This window comes from Phocaeicola sp. RTP21198st1_B8_RTP21198_201120, from assembly GCF_040929485.1.
In the GTDB taxonomy this organism is placed as follows: domain Bacteria; phylum Bacteroidota; class Bacteroidia; order Bacteroidales; family Bacteroidaceae; genus Phocaeicola; species Phocaeicola dorei.
On record NZ_JBCOCI010000002.1, the window covers coordinates 48,728 to 68,587 of the forward strand.

A 19,860-nucleotide genomic window follows, 5' to 3' on the forward strand; every position below is an offset into this window, starting at 1 on the left:
GATAGTATCGATTATAATACGATATTTACAATTTTTTTGGGAACGATGATTACCTTTTTCGGGGTTTTTCCTTCAATCCATTTCTGGGCTTGTTCATCTGCCATAACTGTTGTCTGAATGGTATTGTTATCAGCATCAGCGGCGAAATCCATGGTGAAACGTGCTTTGCCATTGAAAGAGATAGTGTATTTTACAGTGTCTTCTTTCAGGTAATCTTCATTGAATGCAGGCCATTGTGCATCGCATACGCTGGTGGTATTTCCCAGAGCTTCCCAAAGTTCTTCTGCATAATGTGGAGCGAACGGAGCTAACAGGATGATGAGATTGCTCAATACCTCTTTATTGCGACATTTCAATGAAGTAAGTTCGTTTACACAAATCATGAATGCACTGATAGAAGTGTTGTAAGAGAAAGTTTCAATATCTCCGGTTACCTTTTTAATCAGCTTATGAATTGCTTTCAACTCTTCTTTAGTCGGTTCACCCTCTACAGGCAAGAATTCGTCTGTGCGGCTATAGAACAGATTCCACAGTTTCTTCAAGAAACGGTGAACACCGTCAATACCATTGGTATCCCAAGGTTTGGACTGTTCTACCGGACCGAGGAACATTTCGTACATACGCAGCGTGTCGGCACCGTATTTCTCGACAATCATATCCGGATTGACTACGTTGTACATGGATTTACTCATCTTCTCTACTGCCCATCCGCAGATATATTTTCCATCTTCCAGGATAAACTCAGCATCGTTATACTCAGGACGCCATGCTTTGAAAGCTTCTACATCCAGAATATCGTTGGATACAATATTCACATCCACATGCAGCGGAGTGGTTTCGTACTGGTCTTTCAGGTTCAATGACACAAAGGTGTTGGTGTCTTTGATGCGATATACAAAATTGCTTCGTCCCTGAATCATTCCTTGGTTTACTAATTTTTGGAATGGTTCTTCCTTGATACTTACGCCCAGATCATGCAGGAACTTGTTCCAGAAACGAGAATAAATCAAGTGACCCGTAGCATGTTCGGTGCCGCCTACATAGAGATCTACATTTTGCCAGTAATGATCTGCCTTTTCTGATACTAGTGCTTGTGCGTTGTGTGGGTCCATATAGCGCAGATAGTATGCGGATGAACCTGCGAAGCCCGGCATGGTATTCAGTTCAAGCGGGAATATAGTGACGTTGTCAATCAAGTTGTTTTCCACGACTTCACCTTTTTCTACATCCCAGGCCCACTTGGTGGCATGTCCCAATGGAGGTTCGCCTGTTTCGGTTGGCAGGAACTTAGCTACTTCGGGAAGTTCAAGCGGCAATTTAGATGAGTCAATCATATAAGGCATACCGTTTTTGTAATATACAGGGAACGGTTCACCCCAATAGCGCTGGCGTGAGAAGATGGCGTCACGAAGACGATAATTCACTTTCACGCGTCCCAAATTGTGGGCTTTCACATATTCTTTGGTAGCTGCGATAGCTTCTTTGATGGTCAGTCCGTTTAAAGAAAGGTCACAATAAGGAGTGACATCCTTGCGGGGTGAGTTGCAAACAATACCTTCTTTGGCATCGAAACTTTCTTCACTTACATCACAACCTTCTACCAACGGAACGATAGGCAGATTGAAATGTTTTGCAAAAGCGTAGTCACGGCTGTCGTGAGCAGGAACCGCCATGATGGCGCCTGTTCCATAACCTGCCAATACGTAATCACTGATCCATACGGGAACAGCCTCGCCGGTAAACGGATTGATGGCGTATGAGCCACTGAATACACCGGTTACGCGGCGGTCGGCGATACGTTCACGTTCCGTACGTTTCTTGGTGCGGTCCAGATAGGCTTCCACTTCGGCTTTCTGTGCTTCAGTAGTAAGTTGGGGAACCAGTTCGCTTTCGGGCGCCAGTACCATGAAGGTTACACCGAACATGGTATCTGCACGGGTAGTAAAGATAGTGAATTCAATATCACTGTCTTTCACTTTGAATTGTACTTCCGTACCTTCCGAGCGTCCAATCCAGTTACGCTGTGTTTCTTTCAGTGAATCAGTCCAGTCCACAGTGTCCAGTCCGTCCAGCAGCCGTTGTGCGTAAGCCGATACGCGTAAACACCATTGGCGCATTTTTTTCTGAACGACGGGGAAACCGCCGCGTTCCGAAACTCCATCCACCACTTCGTCATTGGCAAGAACAGTTCCTAGTTGCGGGCACCAGTTCACCATGGTTTCTCCCAAATAGGCAATGCGGTAGTTCATCAGGATTTCCTGTTGTTCTTTTTCGCTTTTGGCATTCCATTCTTCGGCTGTAAAGCTGAGTTCTTCGCTGCAAGCCGCATTCAGTCCTTCGTTGCCGTACCGGGCAAATGCTTCCGTTAGTTCGCTGATGGGGCGTGCCTGCTGTGTATCGTTACAATAATAGCTGTTGAACATTTGTTGGAAAGCCCACTGAGTCCAATGGTAATATCCTGGTTCACAAGTACGTACTTCACGGTTCCAATCAAAAGAGAAGCCGATTTTGTCCAACTGTTCACGATAGCGGTTGATATTGTTCACAGTGGTGATGGCAGGGTGTTGTCCAGTTTGTATAGCGTATTGTTCTGCAGGAAGTCCATATGCGTCATATCCCATCGGGTTCAGCACGTTGAAACCTTGCAAGCGTTTGTAACGGGCGTAAATATCACTGGCTATGTATCCCAACGGATGTCCTACGTGCAATCCGGCTCCCGACGGATAAGGGAACATATTCAATACGTAGAATTTCTTTTTGCTTTCGTCTTCAGTCACTTGATAGGTATGGTTCTCTGCCCATCTTTGCTGCCATTTCTTTTCAATCTCTCTGAAATTGTATTCCATGATCTATTTTTTGTTATTTAATATCTTTGTTATTAAGTGATTGCAAAGATAATGAAAGTCGGGGAGATATATGGAAAGAACAGGAAATAAAAAAAACTTCTTGTTATGTATATATATATTGTTTCTATTTACATTTTTTGGAGTGATATATATTAAATATATACCCTCCAAAATTTATTGTATTTATTTAGACAAATAGCAGTTGTAAGATTTATAATCTTCCGAGGATAAGATTATAGAACTTACAAGTATATTATTTAGATGTTTAAGGTGTAGATGTATTATTTTTCCTGTTTCAATACGAATTCTTTGCCAAAATCATCTACAAAACAATTAATTTCCATAACTTTGTTTCATCAATATATCTGATAACTATGAAGTACTTTTTCCTCTTTCTCTTTTTATTTTTTGGTAATTACTCTGTTTGTGCACAACATATGATCTCCAAACAGCTTCCTTTTTTTTATCAACTTTCTTCTAATGAGATTTTTGATATCTATCAGGATAGAGAAGGATATTTATGGATAGGAACCACTAACGGGCTGGCAAGGTATGATGGTTTCCGCTTACAACCTTTTCGGTCTGATTATAAAAATCTGAATTTGCTTACAAATAATTCAATTTCAAATATAGTGGATAATTCTCGCTATGTATGGATCGGTACGTGGAAAGGATTAAATCTTTATGATAAACAAACCTGTAAAATAACTCCTTTTCCGGATGCGAGATTGTTGGATAAGGGGATTAATTATATGGCAGCAGATAAAGAAGACAATATTTGGATAGGAGCCGGTAATACAATATACAGATGTAATTCTACGGCTTCTATTGTGAAGGAATATGATATTTTCGGCTCACAACAGAATAGGCATGCCATTAATTTTGTTTATCAGGATAGAGAGGGAAATATGTGGGCGCTTACGGGAGGAGGCTTGTTCAGATATGATGAAAAGGCAGATTCTTTTGTTACTTATCCTCCATTAGGCAAGAATAATGCACCTTATACTATGTGTCAAGACCAATCGGGCAATTATTGGATTGGTACGTGGGGTGAAGGACTATGGCAGTTCTTTCCAAAGAAAGAAGGGGAAGAATGTTATAAAAGACATCATATTATCAATTCCAGAAGTGGGGAAACGGAACCGATCTTTTATAGTATGACGCAAGATAATACATTCGGCTACTTGTGGCTATTGTCTTATAATGAACTTTACGCCTTGCAATATACCGAAGAGGGCACATTGGTACCTGTGGATATACATGATTTGGTAGATACACACATGATGTACACTAAAATCATGAAAGACAGAGAAGGGAATCTGTGGCTGGGGTCTTATGATATGGCATATACAATTTTCTTTGATAATTCGAAGATTGATAATTATCCTTTGCCACAACTTAAAAAACACATGGGTTGGGATGCGAATATCTTGAATCTTTGCTTGGATAAAAATGATGTGATGTGGGTTAATCAGGATAGATACGGGCTTTGCCTGTATGATTTGTCACAAGATCTATTTGCAGATAATAGTGATAACAACTTGTCAAATCCGGGCGAAGTAAGTATAATTGTGAAATCCAAGCTTAAGGAAGGAGTATGGATCAGTCCCAGATACGGTGCACGGGTAATGAGAATGACCCATCAGGATATGAAGATACAGTTGGAAGAGGATATTGATTTGGAAAAACAAATCCATAATCCGGGAAATATCAGGGACTTGGTTGAAGATAATAGAGGCAATTTATGGATTTTTACCCAGTCGGGGCTTTATGTAAAACGTCCTGATAATTCTGTTTTACTTGCAGCAAGTTCTGATTTTCCGGAAATGTCTTCCTTGACAAGTGATGAAGAAGGTAACATATGGGGAATGTCTACTGATAAAAAGGTGTATAGGTTAAGCTGTATTGACAGGAATATATCTTATGAATTAAAAGGTTGTATTCCTGTTCTTTCAGGACAGGAAAATGTAAATCATGTCTGTATAGACAGGAAGGGTTGCTTATGGTTAGTTTCTTCTTTAGGGAGAATATTCAAATCGGATACGGACAAAGAGACATTTGAAAATATGGCTTTGGATAACCGGATAGATGATTGCTCTGTGTTGGGGTTACTTGCTGATGAAAACAATGTGTGGATCATAACTAACAAAAAGGTACTCCAATATGATATTTATCAGAAAATATGTATGAATTATGCCACTTCGGATGGGAATATATGGGTTGATGTATTCAGATACAGAGCGATAAGCAAGGACAGGCAAGGAGGGCTGTATGTAGGTGGGCATCGTGGTTTTATACATATTCAGTCTGGTAGTGTCTCGTCAGCGGATAAGATACAGTTTTCTCCTGTCGTTACAGATGTGAAAGTTGAAAATAAAAGTATCTTCTTTGCTGAAGATGAATCACTTCATACCATCAACCGGGTTTCTTTGGCCCCCAACTCCAGAAATATAGAAATATTTTTTTCATCGCTTATCTATTCATTGAATTCCAAGGTAGAGATGGCTTATAAATTGGATGGAGTAGATAAGGATTGGGTATATCTGTCCAATGATAAGAATTCTGCTTTCTATAATCAGTTGAAGAAAGGTACTCATTCATTCCGGTTAAAATGGAAATATGGACAAGGAAAATGGACGGAAGGCAAAGTTGTATTGGCTATTGTCCAGGCTCCGGCTTTTTATGAAACTTGGTTGGCATATATGGTTTACCTTGTTTTGATTGTACTTGCTGTCTATCTGTCTTTTCATACGTATGCACAACGTATCAAAATCAAAAATGAAGTGAAGCTGAAAGAAGAGTTGGCACGGACAAAATTGAACTATTTTACAAACATCTCTCATGAATTACTAACTCCGCTGACCGTTATTTCTTGTGTTACTGACCACTTGGAACAAAAAGTTCCTGCTATCCGACAACAGTCTGTAATACTGAAATCCAATGCCGACAAACTGAAACGGTTAATACAGCAGATTTTGGACTTTAGAAAGATGGATGTGGGAAAAATGAATCTGAATGTGTCCGAAGGAAATATCAGTGAGTTTATACAGAATATTTGCAAGACGAATTTTCTTCCTCTTGCTCAAAAGAAAGGCATAATTTTAGAGATTGACATAGAACCATTGGAAATCAAAGGTTATCTGGATTTTGATAAGTTAGACAAAATAATATATAACCTGTTATCGAATGCCGTAAAATACACTCCCGAATATAAATGTATCAAAGTAAACGTATACCTTATGAATAAGGAAGGAAATAAGGTCTTGGTTATCAAAATAAAGGATGAGGGAATAGGTATCTCATCCAAAGAAATCAATTATATTTTTACTCGTTTTTATAGTAGTAAGAAACAGGTGGGAATCGAATCGAATGGTATCGGGCTTTCTTTGACGAAAGAGTTGGTGAATCTTCATCATGGAACTATCACAGTAGACAGTGAATTAGGTAAAGGTACCTGTTTTACGGTAGAACTTCCCATTGACAGAACGGGGTATAAGCATGATGAAATAGTGGACGAGTTGGAAAGTGTGGCAATGGATATCACCGAATGTGTAATTGTGGCAGAGGATGATGTTTCATCTGATGGAGATACGGATAAATCTACTCTTCTGTTGATAGATGATAATGCAGAATTACTCTATATCATGAAAGAAATATTTAAGGAAAAGTATAGTGTATGGACTGCGGCAGACGGACAGCAAGCTTGGGATAAACTAAGCAACCATGAAGTGGATATGATTATTTGTGATGTGATGTTGCCTGATATCAATGGTTGGGAGCTTTGTACTCGTATTAAGTCGGATTTGCGTTTTAATCATATTCCGGTGGTCATACTTACTGCGAAGAACGGCATTGATGACCGGATAGCCAGTTATGATGCCGGAGCGGATGGTTATATTGCAAAGCCATTTGAAATGAAAGTACTTTTTGCCCGTGTGGATAATCTTATCAGATCGTTTAAGATGCGTCAGGCGGCTTTTCGTAAAGAAGAAGACGTCAATTTGGAAACTTTAGCTTATCCGTCTGCCGACAAGTTGTTTCTGCAGTCTATAATTGAAAGCATAGAACAACATCTGGAAGAGTCTGAATTTGATTTGGAAAGACTTTCCGAAGAAATGAACATGTCCAAATCTACTTTATACCGTAAAATAAAATCTATGACCGGATTGACACCTTTGGACTTTGTACGCAATATAAAGATGAAGCGTGCCTGTATGATGTTGCTTGCGCGTACTCAGACCATATCTGAAGTGGCATACGCTGTAGGTTTCAGTAATCCTAAGTATTTTACGAAATGTTTTAAAGAGGAATTTGGCGTGACGCCTACCGAGTATCAGCAGTCACATATCAAGGCCTGATAAAAGAAAGAGGGGATAAATTTCTGTCATTAGGGTATTGAAACGTTTCATGAAAGGATTTTATACCTTCTGTAAAGGGTTTCAATACCCTATTTTTCCAGGATATGGCTTCTTTTGTTTCATGATTCTTAAATAATAAAGCATGAAGAAAAAGAAGTTACCATTAGTCTGTTGGGATAGTATCAAATTACTAACTGCACTTTTCCTGTTATGGGGAGTTTGTTTCGGAGCAGATGCGTATCCGGGAAGTGAATATCGAAAACAACTTTTTGATTATGATTGGAAATTCAAGTTGGGGGATTATCCTGACGCTTCATTGAATACATACGATGATGCTGATTGGAGGATACTTGATTTACCTCATGACTGGAGTATAGAAGGAACCCTTGATCCGGAAAATCCGATGGGGAATGATGGAGGTTATTTTCCGGCAGGGACAGGATGGTATCGTAAGTCATTTGAAATACCTTCTAAGCATAAAGGCAAGAAAGTGGGTATTTACTTTGAAGGAGTTTATATGAATTCAGAGGTCTTTATTAATGGAAAATCCGTAGGAATCCGTCCTTATGGATATTCATCCTTTTATTATGATCTGACTCCTTATCTACGTTATGATGATAAGAATATTATTGCTGTACGAGTGGATAATTCGCAGCAGAAAAATTGTCGCTGGTACACCGGTACAGGTATCTATCGGCATGTGTGGCTGACAGCGATGAATGCTGTTCATATAGAGCATTGGGGGATAGCTATAACTACTCCTGAGGTAAGTGAGGAGAGAGCTGTTGTACAAATAAAAACTATTTTGAGAAATGAAACTTCTTCTGACAGACAGATTACCTTGACAACAAAGTTGACTAAAGGAAATGATGAAGCCGGAAAAGGAGAAATAAAAGTGGATTTGCCTGCCAATGGAATAAAGGAAATAACACAAAAAATTTTTGTGTTGTATCCTGCTTTGTGGAGTCCTGAGACCCCTCATTTATATAATGCACACTTTCTAGTGACTGAAGCGAGTGATGTAATAGATAGTACAACGGAATCTTTTGGTATTCGGACGGTTACTTATTCGGCTGAACAAGGATTATTCTTGAATGGCAAGAGAATTATTTTAAATGGTGGATGTTTACATCATGACAACGGTTGTCTGGGGGCAGCGGCTTATGATCGTGCCGAAGAACGGAAAGTAGAATTAATGAAGGCTGCGGGATTTAATGCGGTACGTACTTCGCATAATATTCCTTCAGAAGAGTTCCTCCATGCCTGTGATCGTCTCGGATTATTGGTTATAGATGAAACCTTTGACGGTTGGCGTGACAGTAAGAATCAATATGACTATTCTATTCTTTTTGATCAATGGTGGCAACGGGATATCGAATCCATGGTTCTTCGTGACCGCAATCATCCTTCTATTTTTTGTTGGAGTATTGGCAATGAAGTAATTGAGCGTAAAAAATTGGAAGTGGTCACTACAGCTCGGAAGTTGGCCGACTATGTACATAAGTTTGATCCCAGTCGTCCGGTAACTTCTGCTTTAGCTGCTTGGGATAATGACTGGGAAATATATGATCCATTGGCTGCCGTACATGAAATAGTGGGCTATAATTATTTGCTGCATCGAGCGCCGGTTGATCATCAGCGTGTACCTTCCCGTGTCATTATGCAAACCGAATCTTATCCACGAGATGCTTTTGCCAATTGGTCGTTGGTAAATGGTCATGATTATATTATTGGTGATTTTGTTTGGACGGCTATTGATTATTTAGGTGAATCGGGTATCGGGCGATTTTATTATGCAGGTGAGTCGGAAGGTGAACACTATCAACGTAACCATTATCCTTGGCATGGGGCCTATTGTGGAGATATTGATTTGACAGGTTGGAGGAAACCTATATCACATTATCGTGACTTGTTGTATAATCCTGATAAGAAACTTTACTTGGCTGTAAAAGAGCCGGATAATTATTATGGTAAGGTGAAGGAAACCTTATGGTCTGTCTGGCCTACTTGGGAAAGCTGGAATTGGCCGGGACATGAAGGAAAAGAAATAGAGGTGGAGATTTATTCCCGATATCCCAAAGTACGTCTGTATTTGAATGATAAGCTGATAGGCGAGAAATTCACAGGGAAGGAACAGCAATTCAAAGCAGTCTTTCCTGTTTCATACGAGCCAGGAATATTGAAGGCGGTAGGTGTGGAATCCGAGATAGAAATAGAGAAAACGATCTTACAGACTGCCGGAAAACCTGTGAAAATTCAATTAACGGCCGATCGTACAAAAATAAAGGCAAATGGTCAGGATTTGAGTTTTATCACAGTAGAAATATTAGATAAGGAAGGCATTCTGGAGCCGAATGCTGATAATCAATTAACTTTTGAAGTGAAAGGGGCAGGTACTATAGTGGCTGTGGGAAATGCTGATTTGAAAGACACGGATAGCTATATCGGTTATCAGCGGAAAGCATGGAAAGGGCGTGCTATAGTGGTAGTAAAAAGTACACGGAAAGAAGGTAAGATAATGTTGAAAGTGACTTCTCCCGGATTGGTTCCGGCTACTGTATCCATTCGTACAAGTAAATAATAATAACCTTTGTTTAATTCTAAATATAATAGTATGAAAACATTTCGTTTTGTTTTATTGCTGTTTTTGGTATTGAGTATATCCAATACAGCTTGGGCGCAAAACCAGACTGTAAAAGGTAGGGTGATGGACTCTAAATTAAAAGAACCTCTTATGGGGGTTTCTATTTTGGAAATAGGTACTTCAAATGGTACTGTAACTGATTTGGATGGTAACTTTACGCTTTCTGTTCCTAAAGGAGTTGTATTGCGTATTTCTTATGTGGGATATTTAGTTCAGGAAGTTCCGATAAATGGAAAAACATATCTGGATATATTTTTGAAGGAAGATACTGAATTATTAGATGAGGTGGTGATTGTGGGGTATGGGGCCCAAAAGAAAGCTACATTATCCGGCTCTGTAACGAGTGTAGGTGGTGAGAAGCTGGCAAAAACTCCAGTGACGAATGTATCACAAGGATTAGCCGGACGTTTACCGGGCGTGGTCGCTGTTTCCAACACTTCAGAACCAGGATATGATGGTGCTACTATTACTGTTCGTGGGGTTAATACCTTTGGAAAAGCTGATCCGTTAGTAGTTGTTGATGGAGTACCCGGACGTTCTTTGGAGCGTATTGATCCAAGTACTATTGAAACGATGTCTGTATTAAAAGATGCTTCAGCAGCTATTTATGGTGCTCAAGCTGCCAATGGAGTTATTTTGATTACAACAAAACGAGGAAAAGCAGGCAAGCCGAGAGTAGGTTTTACTTATAATTATGGAATAGCTGCTCCTACTGTAATACCGGAAATGACCAATGCTGTGGAATATGCTACTTTGATGAATGAAATAGATAAGTATGCCGGTAATAAGGGCCGCTATACGGTAGATGATCTTAGATTATATGCTGATGGTTCCGATCCTTGGGGACATCCGGATACGGACTGGTTTAATGAAACATTGAAATCATGGTCTCCACAAACTTATGCCAATGCTACTATTGATGGTGGTACAGAGAATGTGAAATATTTTGTTAGCGTATCAGCCAAAGGACAAGATGCATTTTATCGTCATAGTGGGTCAAATTACCATCAGTATGACTTGAAGATGAATCTTGATATGAAAATTAATAAATATGTTGATACTTATGTCAATGTAACAGGAAGAATGGAAGATCGGAAATATCCAACCCGTTCTGCAGAGAATATTTTCCGTATGCTGATGCGATCTAAACCTAATTCACCGGCTTATTGGCCTGACGGCCGTCCGGGACCCGACATTGAATTTGGTGATAATCCGGTAGTTATATGTACCAATCAAACTGGTTATGAACGTGATAAGCGTTATGTGTTAAATGGGGATTTCGGAGTTAATATCAAGGTGCCTTATGTGGAGGGATTGACTTTGAAGGCTACTGCGTCACTTGATAAGACGTTCCGTTTTCGTAAAATATGGCAAAAACCTTGGTATTTGTATTCATGGGATGGGACTTCGATGGATGAAAATGGCCAGCCCCTATTGGTGGAAGGAAAGAAAGGGTTTAGTGATCCTCGTCTGACAGAATCAATGGAAGACAATTTGGGGGTATTATTGAGTGGTATCGCTAGTTATAGCCATACATTTGCTCAAGATCATGATGTAAATATTCTAGCAGGTGTAGAACGTATCACGGATAAGGGGGATTCATTTGAAGCTTATCGTCGTTATTTTCTTTCTGCCGCTATTGACCAGCTTTTTGCTGGTGGTCAGGATGAAATGAATAATACAGGTACAGGGTATGAGGAAGCCCGTTTAAATTATTTTGGTCGTGTGAACTACGCTTATAAGTCTAAATATTTGGTAGAGTTTGTTTGACGCTATCAAGGTTCCTATATTTTTGATCGTTCTAATAAATTCGGATTCTTTCCAGGTATTTCATTAGGATATGTAATATCTGAAGAAGATTTTTTCAAAAAGAAATTGCCCTTTATTAGTTTTGCCAAAGTACGGGCATCATGGGGACAGACAGGAAATGATTTGATTGATCCTTATCAGTATTTGGCTTCCTATACTTTCAATGATTTGATGTATTTGACTAATAATGGTGCAACGATGAACCAAGCATTGAAAGAAGGAGTAGCTCCTAATCAAAATGTGACTTGGGAAACAGCTACACAAAAGAATATAGGTTTTGATTTACAATTTTTGAATGGAGATTTGGCATTTACCATTGACTATTTTTATAATAAACGCAGTGATATTTTATGGAAACGAAATGCTTCTGTTCCGAGCACTTCCGGATTGGTACTTCCTGATGAAAACTTAGGGAAAGTACAAAATCAAGGGGTAGATTTCAATATTGATTATCGTAGAAATTTTAAAGATTTTCGGTTGGGTATAAACTTGAATGGGGTTTATGCTAAAAACAAAATTCTTTTTTGGGATGAGGCACCTGGTACTCCAGAATGGCAGAAGTCCACAGGCAAACCTATCGATTCGGGACTTTATTACGAAGCTATCGGCATATTTAAAGATCAGGCAGCTGTAGACGCGTATCCTCATTGGGCCGGTGCACGTCCGGGGGATATTATTTTCAAAGATGTAAATGGGGACGATGTGATAGATGGCAATGACCGTGTTCGTAATGATAAGAGTCGTACTCCACGATTTACAGGTGGATTGAATGTAGATTTAGGATATAAGGATTTTGATCTCTCATTTTTGCTGCAAGGTGCTATGGGGGGAGTTTTCTATCAAACGACAGAATCGGGTGATTTTGCCAATTTCTTAAAGAGTTTTTATGATAACCGTTGGACAGAGGAAAACCCTGATGCTGATTCTCCCCGTACCTATAATCGAAGTAATGAATATTTTATAAATCAGCAGAATACATTCTGGTTGCATAAAACTGATTATATACGTCTGAAGAATATAGAATTGGGATATACTGTACCATCTATATGGAGTAAGAAAATAGGTGTGGAACATTTACGTATTTATATTAATGCTTATAACTTGCTGACATTCAGTCCTGATATGAAGGATTATGATCCCGAAAATACAAGTGGATCGGGATATAATTATCCGTTGAATAAAGTGATAAATTTTGGAGTAAACCTTACTTTTTAAATAAAATGAAAAATATGAAACGTTTATATGGATTACTTGTATTGCTATGTTTTATGCTAACAGCATGCAATGATGATTTTTTGGATGTGGACCCAGTAGACCGTTATTCAGATGCAGTTGTCTGGACGGATGAGTCATTAATAACCTCTTTTGTTAATAATATTTACGAGGGACAGAAATGGGGATTTCATACCGTAATGCTTTCTTCTTTGTGTGATGAATCAATGGAGGTTTGGGCATGGGAAAGTCAGCCGGTAGTGATGAGTGAATTGAGTCCGAGCTATCAAGGTATTCTTGCCCCTAATTTTTGGATTATAACCTTCCATAATATAACTTGGACCAATCTTTATAAAAATATTCGTGCCTGTAATATCTTTTTTGAAAATGCAGAGAAATATGCTTTAGAAGGAGATGTTGTCGATAAACTGAAGGGTGAAGTACATTATTTACGTGCTTATTTTTATTATTGGTTGTTGAGCCAATGGGGTGGTATCCCTTTGATTGAGAAGTCTTTTACTCCTTCTGATGATTTACTCGTAGCTCGTAATACGTTTGAAGAAACGGTAGATTTTATTGTGAAAGATTTAGATGAAGCAGCTTCTATTTTGCCTTTGAACGGAGATAAAGCCCGTGCAACGAAAGGTGCTGCTATGGCTTTGAAAGCCCGTGTCCTGCTTTATGCGGCTAGTGATTTATTTGTTTCTCAGTCTTTATGGGCATCCGGTTATGAGCATCCTGAACTTATAGGGTATGTGGGAGGTGATCGTACGGAACGTTGGCAACGGGCCAAAAAGGCTGCTAAAGCTGTTATGGATTTAGGTATATATCATCTGTATGGTGAAAATGGAGGATGGAAAAATAGAGAGGAAGCTACTCAAAACTATGCTGATATTTTCTTATGTCATAATTCGGATGAAGATATTATGGTACAATATTATGATTATGTAAATCATAATAGCAGTGATTTTCAATTGCCTCGTGTTGGTTTGTTCAATAGTCCCAATGGTTTTCATGGTTGGGGCGGAAATACTCCTACTGGACAATTAGTTGATTCTTATGAAATGGCAGATGGCAGCAAATTTAGTTGGGATAATCCACAACAAGCAGCTTACCCTTATCAAAATCGAGATCCTCGCTTCTATGCTTCTATTATGTATAATGGTTCTTATTGGCGTCAACGTCCGGATGATACAGTAGGTAGTGATCCTGAAGGAATAGTACAAACTGCTTATTATCAGCAGTCAGATGGAAGTTATACACCAGGTTTAGACACTCGCCAAGGCCCTATTGAAGATTGGAATGGTTCTTATACAGGATATTATATGCGTAAGTTTTTAGATCCTTCAGTTAATCATCAGTATGATAAACAACCTTATCCTTGGCGTCAGATACGTTATGCTGAAGTTTTGTTGAATTATGCTGAAGCATGCATAGAATTAGGTGAAGATGCTGAAGCCCGTAAGTATATCAATATGATTCGTACAAGAGCGGGAATGCCTGACATACCAGATTCTGAAATGGGAGATGTCTTGAAAGAACATTATCGTAATGAACGTAAAATAGAATTAGCTTATGAACAACATCGTTATTTTGATATCCGCCGTTGGATGATTGCACCTGAAGTGATTAAGAATGTTCAAGGAATAGATATTCGCTATCCTTATGGAGTTACAGAGCCTAATTATTCCATTATTGATGTGCAGGAGAGGAAATGGAATGATAAGTCTTATTTACTCCCTATTTATTTGGATGAAATGCAGAAAAATGATTTATTGATACAAAATCCATTATATTAAAAAATCATAGATAAGCCCGTAGCTTAATGATGGCTACGGGCTTTATTAAAAAGAATGATTTTTTATTCCACTCCCAAATCCTTATAAGTTCTCGGAGCCGGAACGGGAGGTAATGGTTTGCGATCCTTTAACTCTTGTAGAATTACCTCAATGGCTTTATTCAACTGCTGGTCTTCACCTAACTGTTCTTTTACCGGGTCATTATCAATCAGAATATCGGGATCTACTCCATGGTTCTCCACTATCCATTGACCGGTCTTTGCATCATAATTGGTAAAGAACGGAACACGTACATCCGTACCATCCATATAAGGCAACGGGCCACTGATACCGATAATGCCACCCCATGTACGAGTACCGATAACTTTACCGATTTTATTTGCCTTAAAACTCCATGGGAACAAGTCACCGTCCGAAGCCGAGTATTTATTGATTAGCAATACTTTCGGACCCACTAGTGTTGCATCAGGAATGGTACCGATTTTGGTTGATCCACGACGCATGGTCAGGCGATAGGGTTCACGAAGCAAACGTTCGATAATCATTGGAGATACATTACCACCTCCATTGGCACGGTCATCAATAATCAAGGCTTCTTTATCGAGTTGGGGATAGAAGTAGCGGGCGAATTCATTCAGACCGTCCGGTCCCATATCGGGAATATAGACGTAACCTACACGACCATTAGTTGCTTCTTCCACTTTTTTGATATTATTCTGTACCCAGTTATAATGATACAATGGGTATTCATTGTCTAATGGTTTAATGACCACTTTACGTACTCCTTTACTTGATGCGGTACGGTTTATGCTTAGTTCAGTCAATACATTGGCTTTGCCTGCTAGCAGACTGTAAATGTTATCAACAGTAGCTGTTGAGATGCCATCAATAGCTGTGATATAATCTCCTTCTTTTACTCCGATACCCGGTTCTGTAAGGGGAGAACGCAGTTTCTGACTGTAAATTGCACCCGGTAGGATTTTGTCAATACGGTAGAAGCCACTCTTGTCACGACTCAGTTCAGCTCCCAGTAATCCCATTGGAATACGTTCGGGACCTTTTATTTCACCCGGATTCACATAAGCGTGTCCGCAAGCCAGCTCGGCAATCATCTCACCGATGATATAGTTCAAGTCCAGACGGGTTTTTGCATGAGGAACTAATACAGCATATTTTTCTTTAATCGCATTCCAGTCTACTCCATGCATATTTTCCAGATAGAATCCGTCACGGAAAGCCCGCCATGTTTCATCGAATATCTGAGCCCATTCTTGACTGTAATCAATGGGAGCAACCATATCGCTTAAGTTAATATTCTCTTCCAATGAGGCTTTAGTGCATGGAAAATCACAGATATACAGATTATTTCCTTTAAAGAACAATGCTTTCTTATGATTGGCAGCTACATCCATATATGCTCCTTCGGCTACGATTTCTTCTTTTTGTTTAGCCAAATCATATACTTTGGTACTTCTACCACTGGCATACCACACTTTTTTACCGTCTGAATAGAAATTATCGTAGTTACCTGCTTGTAAAGGTAATTTAATCAGTCTTCCGGGCAAGCCTTCCGGATCTATTTTAACTGTATTATTTGTGGCTTCCGGTTTTTTATTGGCCGCATCGGTAGTCTGTTGTTCTATGCTGACCATTTCATCCGAAGGTAATAAAGGTGACGGTGTGTCATTGGCGAGCATGGCCATATAGACTCCTCCCATACGATTATAGGCATGATTCCATTCTGTCTGGCTGTAGATGGGATTAAAATCTCTTTCGGAACTGAATATGAGGTATTTTCCATCCGTGCTGAAGACAGGTGAAGAAGAACTGTACCATTTTTCGGTCACCGGATATTCCTTACCTGAAGTCAGATGGTATACATAAATGACACTCATGTTATTAGCTCCGGATTTAGTATAGGTAATCCATTGGCTGTCTGGTGAATAGTTCACTTCATAGAACTCTCCTTCCGGATTCTGCATGACAGTCCGTTTCGCTTTTGAGGCAATATCAACTTCTACGATACGGTTTTTACGGTCGGTATAAAGTATTTTCTTGCTGTCCGGGCTCCATATCAGTTGGCGGATATAAGTATCATTGTTTTGGGTCAGTTGGATGGGATCACCCCCTTCGACAGATTGTAGCCAGATTTCAGTTTCACCGGTACGGTCACTGATATAGGCTATTTGTTTACCGTTCGGACTCCATTCTCCTTCCCGTTCATTGGCTCCCGGGGTGCGGGTGATATCACGGGTTACCCCTTTTTCGGCAGGGATATCGAATACTTCTCCGCGAGCAGTTACTACCAGACGGTGGCCATCCGGTGAAAGGCTGGCGGCAGTCAGGTTATCTGCTACCCGTTTCATTTCTTTTCGGGCATAGATATTGTCTGAAGTCAGCGTGATGGAGATTTTTTCTGATTTGCGCGTTTTAGGATCCAGTTTATAGAGGTATCCTCCATGTTCATAGACAATAATTTGTCCGTTACTGCTGGGGAATTTTACATCATAATCCGTATAGTTAGTTACTTTTTCAGTTTGTTTGGTCCGGATATTATAAACAAAGATATTCATGGTGCGATCCCGATCGGAAATAAAGTAGATTTCCTCTCCTATCCACATAGGGATAATATCTTGTGCAATATTATTGGTGATATTCTCTACTTTTTTAGCAGCCGGATCATAAATCCAAATGTCATCTGCCATGCCACCGCGATAATATTTCCAATTACGGAATTCTCGCATAACCCGGTTGTAAGCCAGCTTTTTTCCATCGGGGGAATAGCTGCAAAAACCTCCTTCGGGTAATGGAATCACTTCGGGCATTCCTCCGTTTTTCGATATGCTCCATAGTTTGCCATCAAAACCGTCACTGATACGATTGCGGTAGACTATGTTTTTTCCATCCGGCGTCCAAGTCATTACTATGTTATTGGGACCCATTCGATCTCCTAAGTCATCCCGGTTGTTTGTTGCTGTGTAGGTAAGTCGTTGGGGTTCGCCTCCGTCAGTTGGAATCAGATATACTTCAGTGTTACCGTCATATTGACCGGTGAAAGCAATTGATTTTCCATCCGGAGAAAAACGTGCGAACATTTCATAACCGATATGGGAAGTCAGCTTTTGTGCTTCTCCTCCATTCAAAGGTGCTTTGTACAGATCTCCGGCGTAAGAAAAGACAATGTCGGAGCCATTGGTAGCGGGAAAACGGAGTAATCTAGCCTCATCGGCATGTCCGGTGAAAGCTGTTCCTGCCAGTAACAGGGAGAATAATAGCTTTTTGTTCATTTTATTTAGGGTTTGATTTTCGTCGGAAACAAAGTTAGGTATTATTCTTCAGATTATGAGCTGGAACTTATTTCTTTTTTCAGTTGATTATTACTAGAGTTTTTTAATAAGAAATAGTTTTATTGGCATGATGTTTTTAAGAAATGCTATATTTGCAATATTAATAGTCTTAATAAAGATGGATGCAAGTATAGTAGATAAAGATTTGATTGAAAGAATAAACAAAGGAGAAGAAAAAGCTTTTGAGGTTTTATATAATAGCTATTTTGTCTATCTCTGTGCTTGTGCTAATTCTTATATCTTTAACCCTGTGGAAGCGCAAGATATAGTTAATGAAACTTTTGCTAAAATATGGTATAGGCGTGGTGAGTTATCTTTTCCTATTCATGCTTATTTGATACGTGCTATTCAGAACGGGTGTTTGAATTACCTCCGTTCGCTTCACAGCCGTGAAAGAATTATAGATGAATACCGTGAAGCATTACTTGAGTATCAAGAAGAATTTTGTGCTTCCGAGTGTTCGCCTTTGCAAGAAATGGAATTAGCTGATTTGGAAAAATCAGTCCAAAATATAGTGTCTTCCTTGCCTGATAAATGCAGGTTCATTTTTGAGCAATATCTTTATTCCAATCTGACTCCTCAAGAGATTGCAGATAAAAATAATATTTCAGTCAATACAGTCAGAGTACATGTAAAAAATGCCATGGATAAAATAAGAGAAAAGGTGGGATCTAGAGTAGGGATTCTATTATTTTTTCTTTTCTAAAAAAAGAATGAAAAAAATCTGTTTTTGGCTTAAATGTTTTGTCTGTTGCTTGTGTATTATCTATAGTAGATAATTCCAAAGATATAAAATGAACAGCCAAATAGATGAATTTGAACGAATAATGCTGGATTATCTGAAAGGCGAAATCTCGTCTGAAGATATGCAGAAACTAACTATATTACTGAAAAGAGAGAATGCTTGTCGCGAAAAATATCGTGAAATAGCCCGTTCTTATGCATTGGCATCCTCTTCTTGGTTTGCACGCAGGAAAGAGCAAAACTTTGAGCAATTGTGTGATACATTGAATTTCTATTCTTCTCGTAAACATTCTTTTTTCCGTAAAATAAGCGTTTGGAGAAGCGTTGCTATATGGACTTTACTGATTGGTTGTAGTATAACATTCTTTTATTTATATCATTCGTCTAGTCCAGAAGTTCTTACTCCTTCTTATTGTCAGATTGAGGTTCCCCAGGGGGCCAGTTCGAAATTATTATTGCCTGATAGTACCATTGTTTTTCTGAATGGGGGGACGGTTTTAAAGTATGATGTTTCTTTGCAGCAGCGGACTGACCGGAAAGTTTTTCTTTCAGGTGAGGCTTATTTCAAAGTTTCTAGAAATATGCTCAAGCCTTTTATTGTTCATACGGGGGAATTGAATATAAAAGTATTAGGTACAACATTTAATGTGGCTTCTTATCCTGATGATGCGGAAATAAAAGTGAGCCTTGTGGAAGGTAGTGTGAATGTTTACACTACTTCAGATGCTAAAAAGAATATTCTTCTTTCTCCTGATGAGCAAGCTGTTTATAATAAAAATGATAAGGTATTGTCTATGAGAAAGATAGATGCGGTATCTCAAGCAGCATGGACTACAGGAAGACTGGTATTTGTTAATGAAAAGTTATTTGATATTTTGAAAACAATCGGGAAAAAATATGATGTACAGATACTTGTGCAGTCTCGGAAAGTGTATACTGAATATTTTTCAGGAAGTATAGATACGAATCTGACTTTGGATGAAATTCTTTCTTATTTAGATGTGGATAATAAGTTTATGTGGAGAAAGAAAGGAAAAACAATAGTTATTACAGACCGGTAACTGATAGATAAAAAGTACTGTGAAAAGTACATGCTTAAAT

At 39.1% G+C, this 19,860-nt stretch carries 7 protein-coding genes and 1 pseudogene; 6 read left to right on the forward strand and 2 right to left on the reverse strand.

The window, feature by feature from the left end:
* Positions 1–11: 11 nt before the first annotated feature.
* Positions 12–2,846, reverse strand: coding sequence for a leucine--tRNA ligase (gene leuS, locus AB5935_RS01695; RefSeq protein ID WP_005849960.1), 2,835 nt, complete (start codon positions 2,844–2,846; stop codon positions 12–14).
* Between the two features lie 374 nt (positions 2,847–3,220).
* Here leuS and AB5935_RS01700 point away from each other — a divergent pair, with 374 nt between their 5' ends.
* The 4 genes and pseudogenes from AB5935_RS01700 to AB5935_RS01715 all read left to right on the forward strand — a co-directional run bounded on the left by AB5935_RS01700 (position 3,221) and on the right by AB5935_RS01715 (position 14,668).
* Complete coding sequence (locus AB5935_RS01700) at positions 3,221–7,204, forward strand: hybrid sensor histidine kinase/response regulator transcription factor (protein ID WP_038608346.1); 3,984 nt, start codon at positions 3,221–3,223, stop codon at positions 7,202–7,204.
* A 142-nt stretch (positions 7,205–7,346) separates the two neighbouring features.
* A complete protein-coding gene (locus tag AB5935_RS01705; RefSeq protein WP_007847900.1) occupies positions 7,347–9,785 on the forward strand; it encodes a sugar-binding domain-containing protein in 2,439 nt (812 codons plus the stop codon).
* 33 nt (positions 9,786–9,818) lie between these two features.
* Positions 9,819–12,872 (forward strand): annotated as a pseudogene (locus tag AB5935_RS01710) (SusC/RagA family TonB-linked outer membrane protein).
* A gap of 14 nt (positions 12,873–12,886) precedes the next feature.
* Positions 12,887–14,668 carry a RagB/SusD family nutrient uptake outer membrane protein gene (locus AB5935_RS01715; RefSeq protein WP_007847896.1) on the forward strand — a complete coding sequence of 594 codons (1,782 nt, stop codon included), beginning with the start codon at positions 12,887–12,889 and terminating at the stop codon, positions 14,666–14,668.
* Positions 14,669–14,730: 62 nt separating this feature from the next.
* Here AB5935_RS01715 and AB5935_RS01720 read toward each other — a convergent pair whose 3' ends face one another.
* Entirely contained in the window at positions 14,731–17,955 is a 3,225-nt protein-coding gene (locus AB5935_RS01720; protein WP_038608352.1) for a S41 family peptidase, read from the reverse strand.
* 178 nt (positions 17,956–18,133) lie between these two features.
* Here AB5935_RS01720 and AB5935_RS01725 point away from each other — a divergent pair, with 178 nt between their 5' ends.
* Positions 18,134–18,721: an RNA polymerase sigma-70 factor gene (locus tag AB5935_RS01725; protein ID WP_005844047.1), complete on the forward strand. Its 588-nt coding sequence runs from the start codon at positions 18,134–18,136 to the stop codon at positions 18,719–18,721.
* 88 nt (positions 18,722–18,809) lie between these two features.
* Complete coding sequence (locus tag AB5935_RS01730; protein WP_007847886.1) at positions 18,810–19,820, forward strand: FecR family protein; 1,011 nt, start codon at positions 18,810–18,812, stop codon at positions 19,818–19,820.
* Positions 19,821–19,860: the final 40 nt, after the last annotated feature.